Source organism: Enterobacter cloacae complex sp. IR5384 (assembly GCF_049237265.1).
Classification (GTDB): domain Bacteria; phylum Pseudomonadota; class Gammaproteobacteria; order Enterobacterales; family Enterobacteriaceae; genus Enterobacter; species Enterobacter cloacae.
This window is the reverse complement of the sequence record NZ_JBMKHJ010000007.1, coordinates 51885-67878: the sequence shown is the minus strand read 5'-3', so window position 1 is coordinate 67878 and position 15994 is coordinate 51885. Positions and strand designations below refer to the sequence as shown.

The 15994-nt window shown below is 58.8% G+C and carries 12 protein-coding genes and 1 other RNA gene; 4 read left to right on the top strand and 9 right to left on the bottom strand.

All coding sequences use genetic code 11. The features are described 5' to 3' along the window. Positions 1-10 precede the first annotated feature (10 nt). A complete protein-coding gene (locus tag ACOTX3_RS08530) occupies positions 11-934 on the top strand; it encodes a LysR family transcriptional regulator (RefSeq protein ID WP_058679433.1) in 924 nt (307 codons plus the stop codon). On the opposite strand, the gene ACOTX3_RS08525 is transcribed toward ACOTX3_RS08530, so the two are convergent. The 8 genes from ACOTX3_RS08525 to ppsR all read right to left on the bottom strand — a co-directional run bounded on the left by ACOTX3_RS08525 (position 901) and on the right by ppsR (position 9044). Next, entirely contained in the window at positions 901-1680 is a 780-nt protein-coding gene (locus ACOTX3_RS08525) for a heme ABC transporter ATP-binding protein (RefSeq protein WP_058679432.1), read from the bottom strand. The two genes, ACOTX3_RS08530 and ACOTX3_RS08525, sit on opposite strands and share 34 nt — an antisense overlap. Further along, positions 1673-2665: a FecCD family ABC transporter permease gene (locus ACOTX3_RS08520; RefSeq protein WP_038980287.1), complete on the bottom strand. Its 993-nt coding sequence runs from the start codon at positions 2663-2665 to the stop codon at positions 1673-1675. The genes ACOTX3_RS08525 and ACOTX3_RS08520 overlap by 8 nt, the downstream gene beginning before the upstream one ends. Further along, positions 2665-3486: a heme/hemin ABC transporter substrate-binding protein gene (locus ACOTX3_RS08515; protein WP_058679430.1), complete on the bottom strand. Its 822-nt coding sequence runs from the start codon at positions 3484-3486 to the stop codon at positions 2665-2667. Before ACOTX3_RS08515 ends, ACOTX3_RS08520 begins: the two co-directional genes overlap by 1 nt. Further along, positions 3483-4511, bottom strand: coding sequence for a hematinate-forming heme oxygenase ChuS (gene chuS, locus ACOTX3_RS08510; RefSeq protein WP_058679429.1), 1029 nt, complete (start codon positions 4509-4511; stop codon positions 3483-3485). Before chuS ends, ACOTX3_RS08515 begins: the two co-directional genes overlap by 4 nt. Before the next feature lie 45 nt (positions 4512-4556). After that, positions 4557-6542 (bottom strand): TonB-dependent hemoglobin/transferrin/lactoferrin family receptor, encoded by a 1986-nt coding sequence (locus ACOTX3_RS08505; protein ID WP_057071549.1) that lies wholly within the window; start codon positions 6540-6542, stop codon positions 4557-4559. Between the two features lie 76 nt (positions 6543-6618). Next, a complete protein-coding gene (hemP, locus tag ACOTX3_RS08500; RefSeq protein ID WP_013096982.1) occupies positions 6619-6801 on the bottom strand; it encodes a hemin uptake protein HemP in 183 nt (60 codons plus the stop codon). Between the two features lie 210 nt (positions 6802-7011). Next, positions 7012-8058 (bottom strand): 3-deoxy-7-phosphoheptulonate synthase AroH, encoded by a 1047-nt coding sequence (aroH, locus tag ACOTX3_RS08495; RefSeq protein WP_038980294.1) that lies wholly within the window; start codon positions 8056-8058, stop codon positions 7012-7014. Positions 8059-8210: 152 nt separating this feature from the next. Further along, entirely contained in the window at positions 8211-9044 is an 834-nt protein-coding gene (gene ppsR / locus ACOTX3_RS08490) for a posphoenolpyruvate synthetase regulatory kinase/phosphorylase PpsR (protein ID WP_023620693.1), read from the bottom strand. A gap of 335 nt (positions 9045-9379) precedes the next feature. Between ppsR and ppsA the strand changes: the two genes are divergently transcribed. The 3 genes from ppsA (at position 9380) to ACOTX3_RS08475 (ending at position 15771) form a co-directional block, all read left to right on the top strand. Then, on the top strand, positions 9380-11758 hold the full coding sequence (gene ppsA, locus ACOTX3_RS08485; RefSeq protein WP_013096979.1) for a phosphoenolpyruvate synthase: 2379 nt from the start codon (positions 9380-9382) through the stop codon (positions 11756-11758). A 233-nt stretch (positions 11759-11991) separates the two neighbouring features. Continuing rightward, positions 11992-13392, top strand: a complete 1401-nt coding sequence (locus tag ACOTX3_RS08480) for an MFS transporter (RefSeq protein WP_058679108.1) — start codon at positions 11992-11994, stop codon at positions 13390-13392. A 3-nt stretch (positions 13393-13395) separates the two neighbouring features. Continuing rightward, complete coding sequence (locus ACOTX3_RS08475; RefSeq protein ID WP_038419179.1) at positions 13396-15771, top strand: glycoside hydrolase family 3 N-terminal domain-containing protein; 2376 nt, start codon at positions 13396-13398, stop codon at positions 15769-15771. 5 nt (positions 15772-15776) lie between these two features. Here ACOTX3_RS08475 and rprA read toward each other — a convergent pair. Continuing rightward, an RNA gene (gene rprA / locus ACOTX3_RS08470) (antisense sRNA RprA) lies at positions 15777-15884 on the bottom strand. Positions 15885-15994 lie beyond the last annotated feature (110 nt).

Genomic DNA, 15994 nt, shown 5'->3' with positions numbered 1-15994 from the left:
AGGAAGAAAAATGAGAATGAGTGTCAAACAGTTACGCGCGTTTTTAGCGGTAGCTCACACTCTCAATTTTGCGCACGCCAGCGAACGGTTAAATCTTTCTCAGCCAGCCCTCAGCCTGACGATTAAAGGGCTGGAGGATGCGCTGGGGGGCCCGCTGCTGCAGCGAAGCACGCGTAAGGTCACCCTGACGCAGGAGGGCGAAACCTTTTTACCGATGGCGCGGCAGCTGTTGGCTGACTGGGATAACGTTGAAGAGGCAATGCACCAGTGCTTTACGTTGCAGCGTGGCAAAATCTCGGTCGCGGCCATGCCGTCGTTTGCGGCTAACGTCCTGCCGGAGGTGCTGAAAGCGTTTCGCGATCGCCATGCCGGGATCAACGTCACCGTGCATGATGTCATCAACGAACAGGTGATTGAGATGGTGCGGGAAGGGCGGGTCGAGATGGGGATCGCCTTTGAACCAGCACCGACGCATAACCTGCTGTTTACGCCGCTGGGCCTCGACCGGTTTGTCGCCATTGTGCCGAAAGCGTCCCCCCTTGCGATGAAAAAACGCCTCTCCTGGAATGAACTGCTGACGCTGGATTTCATTACCCTGCAGCGCCCCTCGGCGGTGCGCCTGATGATGGAAGAGGAGCTGGCCCGTAGCGGCCGCAAGCTGGAGGTGGCGCTGGAGAGCCATCAGCTGGTGACGGTAGGAAGGATGGTCGCCAGCGGGCTGGGCGGCAGTGCCGTACCGGCGCTGTGCGAGGCGCAAATGACATCGCTGGGTGCGGTCTGTATTCCGCTGGACAGCCCGCCGATAGAAAAATGTATCGGGGTGATCCATCCAGGGCACACGCAGCTCTCAAAAGCGGCGCATGCCCTGCTGGAAACCCTGAAAGATTTTTATCAGCCCGGTCAGGGGGCGAGAAACACCTGCGGTGCGGCATGAGCCGGGTGTCGGCCAACGTGCACCTGCGCGCCGTACCAGCGCGTCAGCGTATCGGCCTGCAGAACCGCCTCCGGGGCTCCCTGAGCGACCATTTTGCCGTTATGTAACAGCAGGATCCGATCCGCCCACAGCGCCGCCAGATTGAGATCGTGCAGCACCACACAGACATGCAGATGCCCCCGACGGGTCAGGGAAGAGAGCAGGCGCAGCAGATGCTGCTGGTGGTAAAGATCCAGCGCGGACGTGGGTTCATCCAGAAACAGCCAGCCGCGCGGCGCACCGTCGCACCAGAGCTGTGCCAGTGCGCGGGCGAGTTGAACGCGTTGCTGCTCCCCGCCGGAGAGCGCCGCAAACTGCCTGCCCGCCAGCGGTAAACAGCCGGAGATAGCCATCACCTCCTCAATCACCGACGCCTCAGGGCGGCGCGTCCACGGCGCACGCCCCATCCCGATCACCGCTTCTACCGGCCAGTCGAATCCGAGCTGGGTATTCTGGCGCATGACCGCCCGGTAGCGGGAGAGTCTGTCCGGCGGCCAGGCCGCAAGCGGCGTTCCCGCCAGACTGCACCGTCCGCTCGCGGGTTTGAGATAGCCGGTAAGCAGGCGTAACAAGGTCGATTTCCCGGCACCGTTGGGGCCAATCAACGCCACCAGTTCGCCCTGAGAGAGGGTCAGCGACACGTCGTCGATCAGCGTCCGTTGCCCGGCGTGAAAGACAATATTTTCCGCACAGTAGCGTTCAGCCATGCGCACCTCCGCGACGAAAGATAAGCCACAGGAACCACGGCGCACCGAGAAGACTGGTCAATAAACCGACCGGCATTTCCGCCGGGGCGACCAGGGTACGCGCCAGCGTATCGGCAGCCAGCAACAGTAACGCACCGGCCAGTACTGAGCCGGGGATCACCGCCCGGTGGTCGGCCCCCAGCCACATGCGCACCAGGTGTGGCACCACAAGGCCAACAAAGCCGATGACACCGCTGACGGCCACCGCGGCGGCCACCAGCAGGGCGCTGCACAGCAGCAGGAGCCGCTGTACAACGGCCACCTCCACCCCGAGGTAGTGCGCCTCTTCCTCGCCAAGCTGCAACAGGTTGAGGGCACCAGCCAGGCGCCAGATAACCAGCATGGTGGGAACCATCAGCGAGCAGACGGCCAGCAGCGTTGACCACTGCGCCTGGCCGAGGCTGCCCATGCCCCAGAGTGAGAGCTGGCGAAGCTGGGCATCATTACTGAGCCATGACAGCACGCCGACGGCCGCCCCGCACAGGGCATTGATGGCAATCCCCACCAGCAGCAGTCGCGACAGGGAACTGTCACGTTGCCGGCTAAGCAGGAAAATGACGAAAGTCGCGGCCAGCGCGCCGAGAAACGCCGCCAGCATCGGGGCGTACAGCATCACCAGCGCGGGCAGCGAGAGCGGAATAACCACCCACAGCGCAACGGCGAGTGCTGCGCCGCTGCTGATCCCCAGCAGGCCCGGATCGGCCAGCGGGTTACGAAACAGTCCCTGCATCACACAGCCCGCCAGCGCCAGTGAGCCGCCGATTGCCAGCGCCAGCAGCACGCGGGGCAGGCGGATCGTCAGCCAGATCTGACGCAGCGCGTCGTCGCTGCCGGTCCACAGCAGGCTGACCGGCAGGCGCAACGCGCCCACACCGCTGGCCGCCAGCGTCATGACGGCCAGCAGCGCGGCCAGCAACCACAATGCCAGTACGGCGCGTCGGGACATCAGGGCAGTTGCTCCGCTTTACGGCGTAACTGCTGGATCGCCTGTGGCGTTCGCACGCTAAAGCCCAGCAGCGCCATATCGTCGATGGCCAGCATCTGGCGGTGACGTCCCGCTGGAGTTTGCGCCAGACCGGGCAGTTGCCACACCGCATCCGCCCCACCCAGAGCGTTCACGCCATCCTGCGAGATCACCACCAGGTCGGGCTGGCTGGCGATAACGCCTTCCTGAGACAGCGGCTGATAGCGAGTGAAACCCTGCATCGCGTTCTGCAGCCCTGCCGCACGAATGGCAGCATCCGCTGCGGTTTGTTGCCCGGCGGCCATCGCGGTCATCCCGCCGTGGTTGAGAATAAACAGCACCCGTTTATTGAGCGGTGACGCGGGAAGCGCCGACAGCGCCTGACGCAGCGAGTTGCGCAGCGTTTCCCCTTCTGCCTCGTGGTGCGTCGCCTCAGCAATAACCCGAACCTTTTCATCGATAACACTGAGGTCATTGCCTGCCGGAACGGTGATCACCCTGACGTGACTCTGCTCTACCTGTTTTAACGCCAGAGACGGCTGTGCCTGTGCACTGGCCAGCACCAGCGTGGGGCGCATGGACAAAATGCCTTCGGCATTTAGCTGGCGCAGATAGCCCACGTCCGGCAGCGTGTTCGCCGCCTGTGGCCACTGGCTGGTGCTGTCGCGTGCCACCAGCGAAGATGCCGCGCCGAGCGCATAGACAATCTCGGTGACGTCGCCGCCGAGCGCGACGATTTTCTCCTGCGGCGCAGCAAGTGCCAGCAGCGGCAGGGCGCTGATCAGGGCAAGCCATTTTTTCATGCGGCCAGCCCTTTTGCCGTTAAGGCGTCGATCTGGCTGCGCCACTGACTCTGCTCGGGTTCGCCTTCGCTCCGCTGGCCGTACAGCTGGGCAATCTGCGTGCCGTCGGTGGCAAACAGCTCCAGGCTGGTGACATGCCCGTCAGCCGTCGGTTTGCGCGTGACCCAGGATTCGGCGATGGCGCCTTCCAGCAGATGGAGGGTGAAAGCCGGGTTGAAGATGTTCAGCCAGCCCTTCATCGGCATCAGTTTTTCCACCACGCCGGTGAAGATCTGCACGCAGCCGCGGTTGCCGACGAAAATCATGATTTCGTTCCCGTCCTGGCGCGCCGTTTCCAGCAGCTGGGCCAGCGCGGTGTTGTCGACCCTGCAAGCCAGATCGTCGCCCACCAGGCGAAACGCCTGCTGGCGGCTGAGGTTGTGACGCTTGAGCAGGCTGAAGAACTGATGCACGTCGGTCATGGCACGCCACTCTGTGTCCACGAGCGAGGCGTCCGGGTTTTCAGCGTGAGCCGGGACATCGGCCGTTTTCAACGCCAGCGGCGGATTCCCGGCAAAGATAAAGCGGGTGAGCAGATCGCCCCAGGCGGTGAGGTCGGTGTTATCCGTGGCGTAAACCTTCAGCAGGGCGTCGCCCTGGTGGTCGAAGAACTGAATGCTCTGCCGCTCGCCGTGGGCGGTGGCCTCGCTGATATGAAATACGCTCGCCCACTGGTTAAGGAACAGGCGCAGATCCAGCGCGCGCGGGTTGAGGATCAGCCCGGCGTGGCCGCTCAGGTGTTGATGGGTAAAGGCGCCGACCTGCTCGTGAACGGCGTAGTCGTTGCGGCAGATGCATTTGGTTTCGCCCACCGCTTCCAGCGCGGCCAGGATCTCGCGGACGTCACCGCGCAGGCGCCAGGCGTCATGGCCCACACGGGCGAAGGTCAGCTCGGCTTCGCTGATGTTCATTAAACCTGCAATGTCGCGCGCGTACTTACCCGGATTTTCTTCTTTTAGCTCAAGCCAGCGTGTGTAGTGATTCATTGTCTTTTCCTCTCAAAGCATTGCCCCGGCCAGCCGGGGCGGGGATTACCATTGATAACTGACGAAAATCTTCCCGTTTCGGCCATCCTGCGGAATGCCCTGTGGCGACCAGTATTGTTTGTCGAAGGCGTTGCCCAGCACCAGCGTCGTGGTGACGCCTTTAAGCTGCGCCTGGCCGGTGTAGCTCACGTAGAAATCGTTAACCGCGTAGCCGGGTTGCTCGCTGTAGCTGCTGCTGATGTGCGTTGAGCGATCGACAAAGGTGCCGATCCAGCCGACGGAGAAGCCGCTTTGTGCCAGCGGAATATCCAGCTTGCTGGTGACGGTATCCGGGTTAATGCTGGAAATGTACTCGCCCGTGTCGGTATCTTTTCCGCGCGTGCGGTTATAGGCGAGGTCGAGGTTGAACAGGTCGGCGGAGTATTTCGCCATCACGTCCCAGCCCCAGATTTTGGCGTTCGGGACGTTATATGACATGGTGGTCGCCGCCGCAAAATCGACGGTGGTGGAGATGTAGTCTTTGGCGTTGGTATCGAAATAGCTGGCTTTAAACTCCAGTGCATCGTTGGCCAGCATCAGATCATCAAAGCGCAGACCAAAACCATACTCCTGCGTTTCGTTGGTTTCCGGGCGCAGATTGGGGTTGGGCACCCAGTAGTTGGTATAGAAGCGGCCAATGGAGAAGTGTTTGGCGTCGTTATACATTTCGCCCATGGTTGGCGCGCGGAACGCCTGCGCGTAAGAGCCGAACAGCATCAGCCAGTCGGTCGGGCTGACGGTTAACCCGGCGCGGGAGGACCACTTATCGGCATCCACATCCTTGTAGCCGTCGCTGCTGCCGCGGTAGTTGTCGTAGCGCGTGCCGCCAAGAAGGGTCACGGGGAGGTCGCGCAGGGTGATTTCATCCTGCAGCCAGCCGGAGCTGAAATCGATTTGTGCCTGCGGGAAGCCCGTTGTTGCCCCGCCCGGGCGTTGCTCCTGACGATAATACTCACCGCCGTAGGTCAGCAGATGTGAGGCAAAGGAATCGCTGAACAGGCGGGTGCGGTTCTCCACTTTGCCGCCTTTGGTGGTCTGTTTGCGAAACTCACCGCTGCCGTCGATGTTCTGGGCGTTGATACGCGCTTCGGACCAGTAAATTTTCGCGTCGGCGTTCAGCCAGTCGTTACCCTGTGGGGCAAGGTGATAGCCGAGCTGCGCGTCACGCTGGATGGTGGAGCGGTCGGTCAGCGGGTTACTGCTGCTGTCTGCTGCACTGGTTTGCGGGTTTTTCGGCTCCTGTGCAGCGTTATTGTAATAGCGCAGGGAGCCGGTCAGGCTCTGGGCCGCGTCGATTTTCCAGCTGCCCTTCGCCAGCATGTTCTGAATGGATTCGTCGTTCGGGGCGGTGGTGCCGTCACTCTGGCGCAGATCGCCACGATCCCGGCTCGACCAGGAGAGCAGCCCGTCCAGGGTATCGGTGCGGCCATAGGCGCTGGCCCCCATGCCGATGCTGTGATCGCCCGTCGCACCGGTAGCGAACACCCGATAGCCGCTGTTTTTACCCGGCTCAAGCAGATCTTTGGCATCGACGGTGTCATAGGCAATCACACCGCCCAGCGCGCCGCTGCCGTACAGCAGGGCCGACGGACCGCGCACCACTTCGATACGTTTAATCAGAGCCGGATCGAGGAACGTGCTGTTCAGGTGGCCGGTGTCGGTTCCCTGGCGCACGCCGTCAACCAGTACCAGCACGCCGCGACGGTCATAACCGCGCAGGTTAACGTCCTGGCCGTTGGTACGTCCGGTGCCATCGAGCGTCAGGCCGGGGACGTTACGCAGCAGGTCGGCTGCCGAGCTGGCAGTCTGTTTATCCGGTGTGCTGGCGTCAATCACGCTCACCATCATGGGGGCTTCGAAGGCGCTACGGGCGTTACCCGTGGCGGTCACGGTCATTTCATCTGTGGTAGCAAACGCGACGCCCGGCAGGGTGCTGACAATCGCCAGCGCCAGAAGTGACGGACGTAAAGGCGCGGAAGGCAGGTGTGGCATAGCAACTCTCCATTAAGAATTGAAAGCGCTGGCTGCCTGGGGTTCACCTGGGTGGCTGGCGGAGTTTTTGTGTTGTTTATTTTGTGAGGATCAATTTTCCGGCATGGGTCTGGCGCAGCAGGTAGCGTTGACCGTCATGCTCGATAATGACCCGTCCCTCATCGCCCAGCAGGGTTTTGCTGTCAATGCGACGCTCGGCGGGGGCGGATACTGTGTCTGTTTTTGGCGGCGTTGCCGCAGTGTTATCCGTACGTGACATAATGTTTATAAATAACAATCAATGTAACAATGATAATCATTATCAATAAACTGCAAATTCGCGGCAAGCGTTTTTGTGAAAAAAGGGTGAGAGGATCAAATTTGGGGGTGAAGTGCGGTCAGATGCCCTCACCCCGACCCTCTCCCACAGGGAGAGGGAGAAGGGTACGTATCGTAGGTAGGGTAAGCGCAGCGCCACCCGACAATAACATCAGAAGCGCGAATCTACCGCAGACGCCAGCTTCTCCAGCAGCAGTTCGCTGTCTTCCCAGCTCAGGCACGGGTCGGTGATCGACTGGCCGTAAACCAGCGGCTGACCCGACACGATTTTCTGCGTGCCTTCGCGGATAAAGCTTTCGGCCATAATGCCCGCAATGGCGCTTGAACCGCTGCGGATCTGCTGGCAGATCTCATCGCAGACATCCAGCTGGCGACGGTGCTGTTTCTGACAGTTACCGTGGCTGAAGTCCACCACCAGATGTTCCGGCAGATCGAACTCGGCCAGCGTTTCACAGGCCGCGGCGATATCCCCGGCGTGATAGTTCGGTTTCTTGCCGCCGCGCATAATGATATGCCCGTACGGGTTACCGCTGGTCTGGTAGATGGTCATCTGGCCGCTCTTATCCGGCGAGAGGAACATGTGGCTGGCACGCGCAGCGCGGATCGCATCGACCGCAATCCGGGTGTTGCCATCGGTTCCGTTTTTAAACCCGACCGGGCAGGAGAGGGCAGAGGCCATTTCACGGTGGATCTGGCTCTCGGTGGTCCGCGCGCCAATCGCGCCCCAGCTGATCAGATCGGCGATAAACTGGCCGGTCACCATATCGAGAAACTCGGTGGCTGTGGGAACGCCCAGCTCGTTCACCTGCAAAAGCAGCTTACGTGCCAGCTCAATCCCATGGTTAACGCGATAGCTGCCGTTGAGATCGGGGTCTGAAATTAATCCTTTCCAGCCCACCACGGTACGGGGTTTTTCAAAGTAGGTCCGCATCACGATCTCAAGGCGATGCTGGTGTTGTTCCCGCAGCCCCTGTAGCCGTTTTGCATAATCCATCGCCGCGTCCAGGTCATGGATCGAGCAGGGGCCAATTACCACCAGAAGACGTTTGTCTTCACCATTAAGAATTTTTTCAATGCGTCGGCGCGAGGCCGTAACATGCTCCGCAACGCCTGCGGAAAGTGGATGCCGCTGTGCCAGTTCAGCCGGTGTAACCAGGCTGTCAATGCGCGCTGTGCGGAGTTCGTCGGTTTTATTCATGGAATGTCTCAGAAATTTTTTGCTTCATCGGCAGACTACCGGGAAGTGATGGGCATCACCTTAAACCAATCCCTGCTGATTTCAAGTTCGGGGCGGCTCCACCCCGAGGATGTGGTGGATGATACCTGAATCTGAGCTAATGTACTAGCATATTAGTACATGCGGCGATTAAGACCCATGATGTCGAGAATTTTGGTGGCGATCTCTTCAACCGAATAGTTGGTGCTGTTCAGCCAAGGGATCTGGTTTTTGCGGTACAGTGCTTCCACTTCGGAGACCTCCATTCGACACTGGCGCATGGAGGCGTAGCGGCTGTTCTCGCGGCGCTCTTCGCGGATGGCGGCAAGGCGCTCCGGATTAATGGTCAGCCCGAACAGCTTGTGCTGCAGTGGCTTCAGGGCGGCAGGCAGCACCAGATTGTCCATATCATCGGCAATGAACGGGTAGTTGGCGGCACGAATACCAAACTGCATCGCCAGGTAGAGGCTGGTAGGGGTTTTGCCGCAGCGGGAGACGCCCAGCAAAATGACCTGCGCCTGGTCGAGGTTTCGCAGCGAGATGCCGTCGTCATGCGCCAGGGTGTAGTCAATGGCGGCGATACGCGCATCGTATTTGGTAAGGTTGCCAGGGTTCAGCCCGTGGGTTCGGTGTGCGATGGGGGTCGGGTCGAGCTTCAGCTCGCTCTGCAGCGGGGCCACCAGCGCCTGCACGATATCCTGACAAAAGCCTTCGCTTTGCAGAATGATGTTGCGAATTTCCGGGATCACGATGGAGTAGAACACCAGCGGGCGTACGCCCGTCTGCTGGTAAATGGCATCAATCTGGTCCTTGACCGCCCGCGCGCGGCTCTCATTTTCCACAAACGGCAGCGTGATGCTGTTAATCGAAACGGGGAACTGTGACATCACCGCATGCCCCAGCACCTCAGCGGTAATCGCCGTACCATCAGAAATATAAAAAACGTGGCGATCGACAGCATTATCCATTTTATCCACCCTGAATATCGGACCTAATTGTCTGAAAGCATAAATTAAAAAAGTTAATTGCACAGCAAAGAAGTTATCTGAATTTAAAATGAAATGGTGTTTTTGATTTTCCTGAAAAGTGGATTTCATTTTTCAAATAGCGACGTCATTTTTGTGGTTTTTGGCTGAATATATAGGAATCATCGGCTTATCCGGTGGAGGGAAAGTATCCGAAAAGTTGAAAATTTAAATTGCTTACACGATTCACCGTTTTTTTAGCGTAAATAAATATGCCAGTATAAATACGTAGTCAGGTGTTTCTTACTCCGATCAAATATCACAAAAGGATTGTTTCGATGTCCAACAATGGCTCGTCACCGCTGGTGCTTTGGTATAACCAACTCGGCATGAATGATGTAGACAGAGTTGGGGGCAAAAATGCCTCCCTGGGTGAAATGATTACAAATCTGTCCGGTATGGGTGTCTCCGTACCAAACGGGTTTGCCACGACCGCCGATGCGTTTAACCTGTTTTTAGACCAGAGCGGTGTAAACCAGCGCATTTACGACCTGCTGGATAAAACGGATATTGATGACGTTACCGAGCTTGCTAAAGCCGGGGCGCAGATCCGCCAGTGGATTATCGACACACCTTTCCAGCCGGAACTGGAAAAAGCCATTCACGATGCGTACAACCAGCTCTCCGCTGATGATGCGCAGGCCTCTTTCGCCGTGCGCTCCTCGGCAACCGCAGAAGACATGCCGGATGCCTCGTTCGCCGGACAACAGGAAACTTTCCTGAATGTTCAGGGGTATGACGCGGTACTGGTGGCGGTGAAACACGTGTTCGCCTCCCTGTTTAACGATCGCGCTATCTCCTATCGCGTGCATCAGGGCTATGACCATCGCGGCGTCGCGCTCTCTGCGGGCGTACAGCGTATGGTGCGTTCCGACGTGGGCTCTTCCGGTGTGATGTTCTCCATTGATACCGAGTCCGGCTTCGACCAGGTGGTATTCATCACCTCCGCGTGGGGCCTGGGTGAGATGGTGGTGCAGGGGGCCGTGAACCCTGACGAATTCTACGTCCACAAACCGACGCTTGCCGCCAACCGTCCGGCGGTGGTTCGTCGCACCATGGGCTCGAAAAAAATCCGCATGATCTATGCCCCGACCCAGGAGCATGGCAAGCAGGTGAAGATTGAAGATGTACCGCAGGAGCTGCGCGACCGCTTCTCCCTGACCGACGCCGAAGTGCAGGAGCTGGCGAAGCAGGCGGTGCAGATTGAAAAACACTACGGCCGTCCGATGGACATCGAATGGGCCAAAGACGGTCACACCGGCAAGCTGTTCATCGTCCAGGCGCGCCCGGAAACGGTTCGCTCTCGCGGCCAGGTGATGGAGCGTTATACCCTCCACGCGCAGGGCAAAATCGTGGCGGAAGGCCGCGCGATTGGTCACCGCATTGGTGCCGGTCCGGTGAAAGTGATCCACGATATCAGCGAGATGAACCGCATTGAACCGGGCGACGTGCTGGTAACCGACATGACCGACCCGGACTGGGAACCGATCATGAAGAAAGCCGCGGCTATCGTCACCAACCGTGGTGGGCGTACCTGTCACGCGGCGATCATCGCCCGCGAGCTGGGGATCCCGGCGGTTGTCGGGTGCGGTGACGCAACCGAACGCATGAAGGACGGACAGAACGTGACCGTCTCCTGTGCCGAAGGGGATACCGGCTACGTGTATGCTGACATCCTTGACTTCAGCGTGAAAAGCTCCAGCGTCGATACCATGCCGGACCTGCCGCTGAAGATCATGATGAACGTCGGTAACCCGGACCGCGCGTTTGACTTCGCCTGCCTGCCGAACGAAGGCGTGGGCCTGGCGCGTCTGGAATTCATCATCAACCGTATGATTGGCGTTCACCCGCGCGCGCTGCTGGAGTTTGACGACCAGGACGCAAAGCTGCAGAACGAAATTCGCGAGATGATGAAAGGCTACGACTCGCCGAAAGAGTTTTACGTTGGCCGTCTGACCGAAGGGATCGCGACGCTCGGTGCGGCGTTTTATCCGAAGCGCGTGATCGTGCGTCTGTCGGACTTTAAGTCTAACGAATACGCCAATCTGGTGGGCGGCGAGCGCTACGAGCCGGAAGAAGAGAACCCGATGCTGGGCTTCCGTGGGGCCGGGCGTTATGTCTCCGACAGCTTCCGCGACTGCTTCGCGCTGGAGTGTGAAGCGGTAAAACGCGTGCGCAACGACATGGGACTGACTAACGTTGAGATCATGATCCCGTTCGTACGTACCGTGGACCAGGCGAAAGCGGTGGTGGACGAGCTGGCGCGTCAGGGGCTGAAGCGCGGCGAAAATGGGCTGAAGATCATCATGATGTGTGAGATCCCGTCCAACGCCCTGCTGGCAGAGCAGTTCCTGGAGCACTTCGACGGCTTCTCTATCGGTTCGAACGACATGACGCAGCTGACGCTGGGTCTGGACCGTGACTCCGGCGTGGTCTCTGAGCTGTTCGACGAACGCAACGAGGCGGTGAAAGCCCTGCTGTCGATGTCCATCCGTGCGGCGAAGAAACAGGGTAAATACGTCGGGATTTGTGGCCAGGGCCCTTCTGACCATGAAGACTTCGCGGCCTGGCTGATGGAAGAGGGGATCGACAGTCTTTCCCTCAACCCGGACACCGTGGTGCAAACCTGGCTGAGCCTGGCTGAACTGAACAAGTAACGTCTTCCGTATCTGAAAAGGCGAGGGAAATAATCCTCGCCTTTTTTATTTCCGCTTATATTTGCTCCCCATCACAAATAAAGTAAAAAACCAAATATCATAATTTGTCTGTTAATTTAGACAATTGTTAGCACACAAAGGGTTGCTAATACTTGAGCCTTACCGCGCAGATCAACAGGATTTTGCGCAACTGGTTGAAATACTTTTTAACCTGATAAAAAGGCAAATAACAAATGACAATCTCCTCTGTACTGCGTACCAAAGATAAAATAGGTTATGGCTTAGGTGATATGGCCAGTGCGCTGGTCTGGCAAACAGCGACGTTATTTCTTGCTTATTTCTATACAGACGTTTTCGGTTTACCCGCGGCCATTATGGGCACCATGTTTTTAGTGGTACGCGTGGTCGATGCCTTTATTGATCCCTGTATCGGCGCGCTGGTGGATCGCACCCAAACGCGTCACGGTCGTTTCCGTCCATGGCTGCTGTGGTTTGCCATTCCGTTTGGCGTAAGCTGCCTCATTACGTTCTACGTTCCCGACGTCGGGCCCACGGCGAAAATCGTCTATGCCTGTGTGACCTACGGGATTTTAAGCCTCATCTATTCCGCCATTAACGTCCCTTACTGCGCCATGCCGGGCGCGCTGACGCTGGATCCGCGCGAGCGCCATTCGCTGCAGTCGTGGCGCTTTGGCCTGTCGTTTATCGGCGGGTTGATTGTGACGGTTATCGCTTTGCCGTTGGTTTCGCATCTTGGACAGGGCAACGTACAGAAAGGCTATTTCTATGCCATGAGCCTGATGGGATTACTGGGGATTATTTTATTCTTCTGCTGCTTCCTGATGACCCGCGAGCGCTATTCTCCGCGGAATGATACTTCTGGCTCCATGCTCACCGATTTAAAACTGCTGGCCGGGAACAGCCAGTGGCGAATTGTGTTCCTGTTTAATATTTTGCTGTTAACGGCGGTCGTGACGCGCGGCTCTGCCACGATGTATTACGTGAATTATGTGCTGTTGCGTCCGGAACTGGTGTTTGCCTTTATCGTCTCCGGGATGCTGGCCTCCTTAAGTGGCGCATTATTATCCGAACGGCTGCTGGGGAAATTTGACCGCGTTCGCGCTTATCAGTGGACCATTATTTCCTTCGTGATTTTTGGGGCGCTGATCTTCTTCCTGCCGCCTTCACAGGTCTGGCTGATTTTCGGCCTCAATATTGTCTTTAGCTTCATCCAGAACCTGACCACGCCGCTGCAGTGGACCATGTTCTCCGATGTGGTCGATTATGAAGAGCACCGCAGCGGTCGCCGGCTCGATGGTCTGGTCTTCTCCACCGCGCTGTTCGCCATCAAATTTGGTCTGGCGTTGGGTGGGGCAGTGGTGGGTTGGGTGCTCGGGATGGTGGATTACGCGCCAGGCCAGGCAACCCAGACGCCGCACGTACTCACGACCATTAACGCACTGTTTACCCTCATTCCGTGCGTGCTGTTCCTCTGCATGGTCGCGCTGCTTGCCATCTACAAACTCAACAGTCGGCTGGTGGATTCCATCGCCCGCGAACTGGCCAGCAAGCGCGACGTGCGGCCAGAAGCAGGGCAACTCAGCCCGGCTGCCCCTTCCGCCCTACAGGAGTAAAACATGACTGCAATCTATAAGGACGCGGGACGTCCCGTGCACGAGCGCGTCGCCGACTTGCTGGCACGCATGACCCCGGAAGAGAAGTTCGCCCAGATGCACGCGTACTGGTTGATCCTCGATGAAAACGGCAACCACCGTGAACGCAGCGACTTGAGTGACGAATTCGCGGGGGTGAGTGAACAGGCCTCGCTCAGCGAACGGCTTAAGCTGGGCGTCGGGCAGATTACCCGTCCGCTGGGTACCCATATCGTTGATGCGCAAACCGGCGTGCGCGCCGCCAACCGTCTGCAGCGGATGATGATGGAAGAGACGCGGCTCGGCATTCCGGCGCTGTTCCATGAGGAGTGTCTGGTGGGGTTGTTGTGCAAAGCGGCCACGCTGTTCCCGTCATCGCTCAACTACGGTTCAACCTGGGATCCGGCGCTGGTACAGCGGGCAGCCGAGCAGATAGGCAAAGAGGCGCGGTCCGTGGGCTGCCAGCAGGGGCTGGCCCCGGTGCTGGATGTCTCCCGTGATGTGCGCTGGGGGCGCACGGAAGAGACCTTTGGCGAAGATCCCTGGCTGGTGGGCGTGATGGCCACGGCCTACGTTAAAGGGCTGCAGGGCGATAAACGCGATCTGCTGGCCACGCTTAAGCACTATGTGGGCCACTCGTTCAGCGAGGGAGCGCGCAACCATGCCCCGGTTCATCTGGGCTTTAGCGAACTGAATGATACCTTCCTGCTGCCGTTTGAAATGGCGGTGAAGCTGGCCAATGCCGGGTCGGTGATGCCTGCCTACCACGATATCGACAATCAGCCGGGGCACAGTGACCACTTCCTGCTGACCACCGTCCTGCGCGAACAGTGGGGCTTTGACGGGATCGTTGTGGCGGACTATGGCGGCGTCAGCCTGCTGCATCAGCATCACGGGGTCTCGCATGATGCGACCGAATCCGCCGCGCTGGCCTTTAACGCCGGGCTTGATGTTGAGCTGCCGAAAGATGACTGCGCCCGCCATCTGGCCGAGGCCGTTGAGCGTGGTCTGATCTCCATGGCGAAAGTGGACGAGATTGTAGGACGCGTGCTGACCGAAAAATTCCGTCTCGGCCTGTTTGAAAAACCGTATGCCGATGAAAGTGGCATTGATTTGCAAAATGAGACCACCCGGCAGGTTGCACGTGAGGTGGCGACCCGTTCGCTGACGCTGCTGGAGAATAACGGCATTTTGCCTCTCGGCGGCAAACCCCGCGTGGCGGTGGTGGGACCCACGGCGGACGATCCGCTGGCGTTGCTCAGCGGCTACAGCTTCCCGGTGCATTTGATTATCAGCGATATGGTTGACGAAACGTCGCAGGTGACGACCCTGCGCGCGGCGCTGGAGCACTATCTGGGCGCGTCGAACGTGCGTTATGCCAAAGGGTGTCACATCATCGAAAAACGAATGGCGGGCGCGCCGGTCTTCCCGGGTGACAGCGGGGGCAAACCGATGCAGCAGTCGCCGGTGTCGCAAAGTACCGCGCTGATCCCCGAAGCCGTGAACGCCGCGCAGGAGAGCGACGTGGTGGTGGCCTGCGTCGGCGACCTCGCCGGTTTGTTCCAGAGCGGCACGGTAGGGGAAGGATCCGATACCGATTCCCTGCATCTGCCTGGCGTTCAGCAACAACTGCTGGAAGCCCTGGTCGCCACGGGCAAACCGGTGATTGTCGTGATGACCGGTGGGCGGCCGTACAATCTTCAGGGGCTGGAAGATAAGGTCGCGGCGCTGATGATGGCCTGGGCACCTGGGCAGGAAGGGGGCTGGGCAATTGCCGATGTGTTAACCGGCCGCGCGGAGCCGCAGGGACGTCTGGTGGTGAGCGTGCCGAAAAGTGCGGGCGCCATGCCGTACTACTACAACCACAAGCTGAAAAGCGGCGGCACGCCATTCGCGTTCCACTTTGGCTCCCGCTATCCCTTTGGTTTCGGCCTTGGCTGGACGCAATTTAACTGGGGCGCAGCACGCCTCGCGCAAAACAGCTTACCGGTGGACGGCGAGGTTGTGTTGAGTATTGACGTCACCAACCGCGGTGAACGCAGCGGCAGCGAGGTGGTGCAGGTGTACGTCCGGGATAAGGTTGCCACGCAGGTGCGGCCGCTTCAGGAGCTGAAAGCGTTCCAGCGCGTGGCGCTCGCGCCGGGCGAAACGGCCACGCTCACCTTTACGCTGCCCGTGGAGATGTTCAACTTTACCCGTCGGGACGGCAAACGCATTGTCGAGCCGGGCGAGTTTGAGCTACAGGTGGGAGCATCGTCGGCGGATATTCGCGACGTGGTGACGGTCAATGTGACGGGAGAGACGCGGGTGCTGCCTGCTGAATGGCGCATGCTAAGCACCTGTCAGGTTCAGCACGCGTAGCCAGGATAAAAAAAAGCCCATCGTGGGAGATGGGCAAAGACTACACACAGCAATTCGTTGTTTCACTCAGGGGATTTCCATGCTTATAAATCAAGGTGTTGATTTATAACCGTGAGCTAATAGTAGGCATGCCAACCTTGAGCGTCGATCAGATTCGTCTCAATAGTTAAAGAGAAGTAAAGATTTCTTGAGGTGAATAGCGGACTTAGAGCAAAAAAGGCGG

Excerpts from the sequence above, each read along its gene's own strand:
- ACOTX3_RS08520 (WP_038980287.1), bottom strand. The coding sequence starts at position 2,665 with ATGTCCCGACGCGCCGTACTGGCATTGTGGTTGCTGGCCGCGCTGCTG.
- ACOTX3_RS08505 (WP_057071549.1), bottom strand. The coding sequence starts at position 6,542 with ATGCCACACCTGCCTTCCGCGCCTTTACGTCCGTCACTTCTGGCGCTG.
- chuS (WP_058679429.1), bottom strand. The coding sequence starts at position 4,511 with ATGAATCACTACACACGCTGGCTTGAGCTAAAAGAAGAAAATCCGGGT.
- ACOTX3_RS08530 (WP_058679433.1), top strand. The coding sequence starts at position 11 with ATGAGAATGAGTGTCAAACAGTTACGCGCGTTTTTAGCGGTAGCTCAC.
- ACOTX3_RS08475 (WP_038419179.1), top strand. The coding sequence starts at position 13,396 with ATGACTGCAATCTATAAGGACGCGGGACGTCCCGTGCACGAGCGCGTC.
- ACOTX3_RS08525 (WP_058679432.1), bottom strand. The coding sequence starts at position 1,680 with ATGGCTGAACGCTACTGTGCGGAAAATATTGTCTTTCACGCCGGGCAA.
- ACOTX3_RS08515 (WP_058679430.1), bottom strand. The coding sequence starts at position 3,486 with ATGAAAAAATGGCTTGCCCTGATCAGCGCCCTGCCGCTGCTGGCACTT.
- ACOTX3_RS08480 (WP_058679108.1), top strand. The coding sequence starts at position 11,992 with ATGACAATCTCCTCTGTACTGCGTACCAAAGATAAAATAGGTTATGGC.
- ppsA (WP_013096979.1), top strand. The coding sequence starts at position 9,380 with ATGTCCAACAATGGCTCGTCACCGCTGGTGCTTTGGTATAACCAACTC.
- hemP (WP_013096982.1), bottom strand. The coding sequence starts at position 6,801 with ATGTCACGTACGGATAACACTGCGGCAACGCCGCCAAAAACAGACACA.
- aroH (WP_038980294.1), bottom strand. The coding sequence starts at position 8,058 with ATGAATAAAACCGACGAACTCCGCACAGCGCGCATTGACAGCCTGGTT.
- ppsR (WP_023620693.1), bottom strand. The coding sequence starts at position 9,044 with ATGGATAATGCTGTCGATCGCCACGTTTTTTATATTTCTGATGGTACG.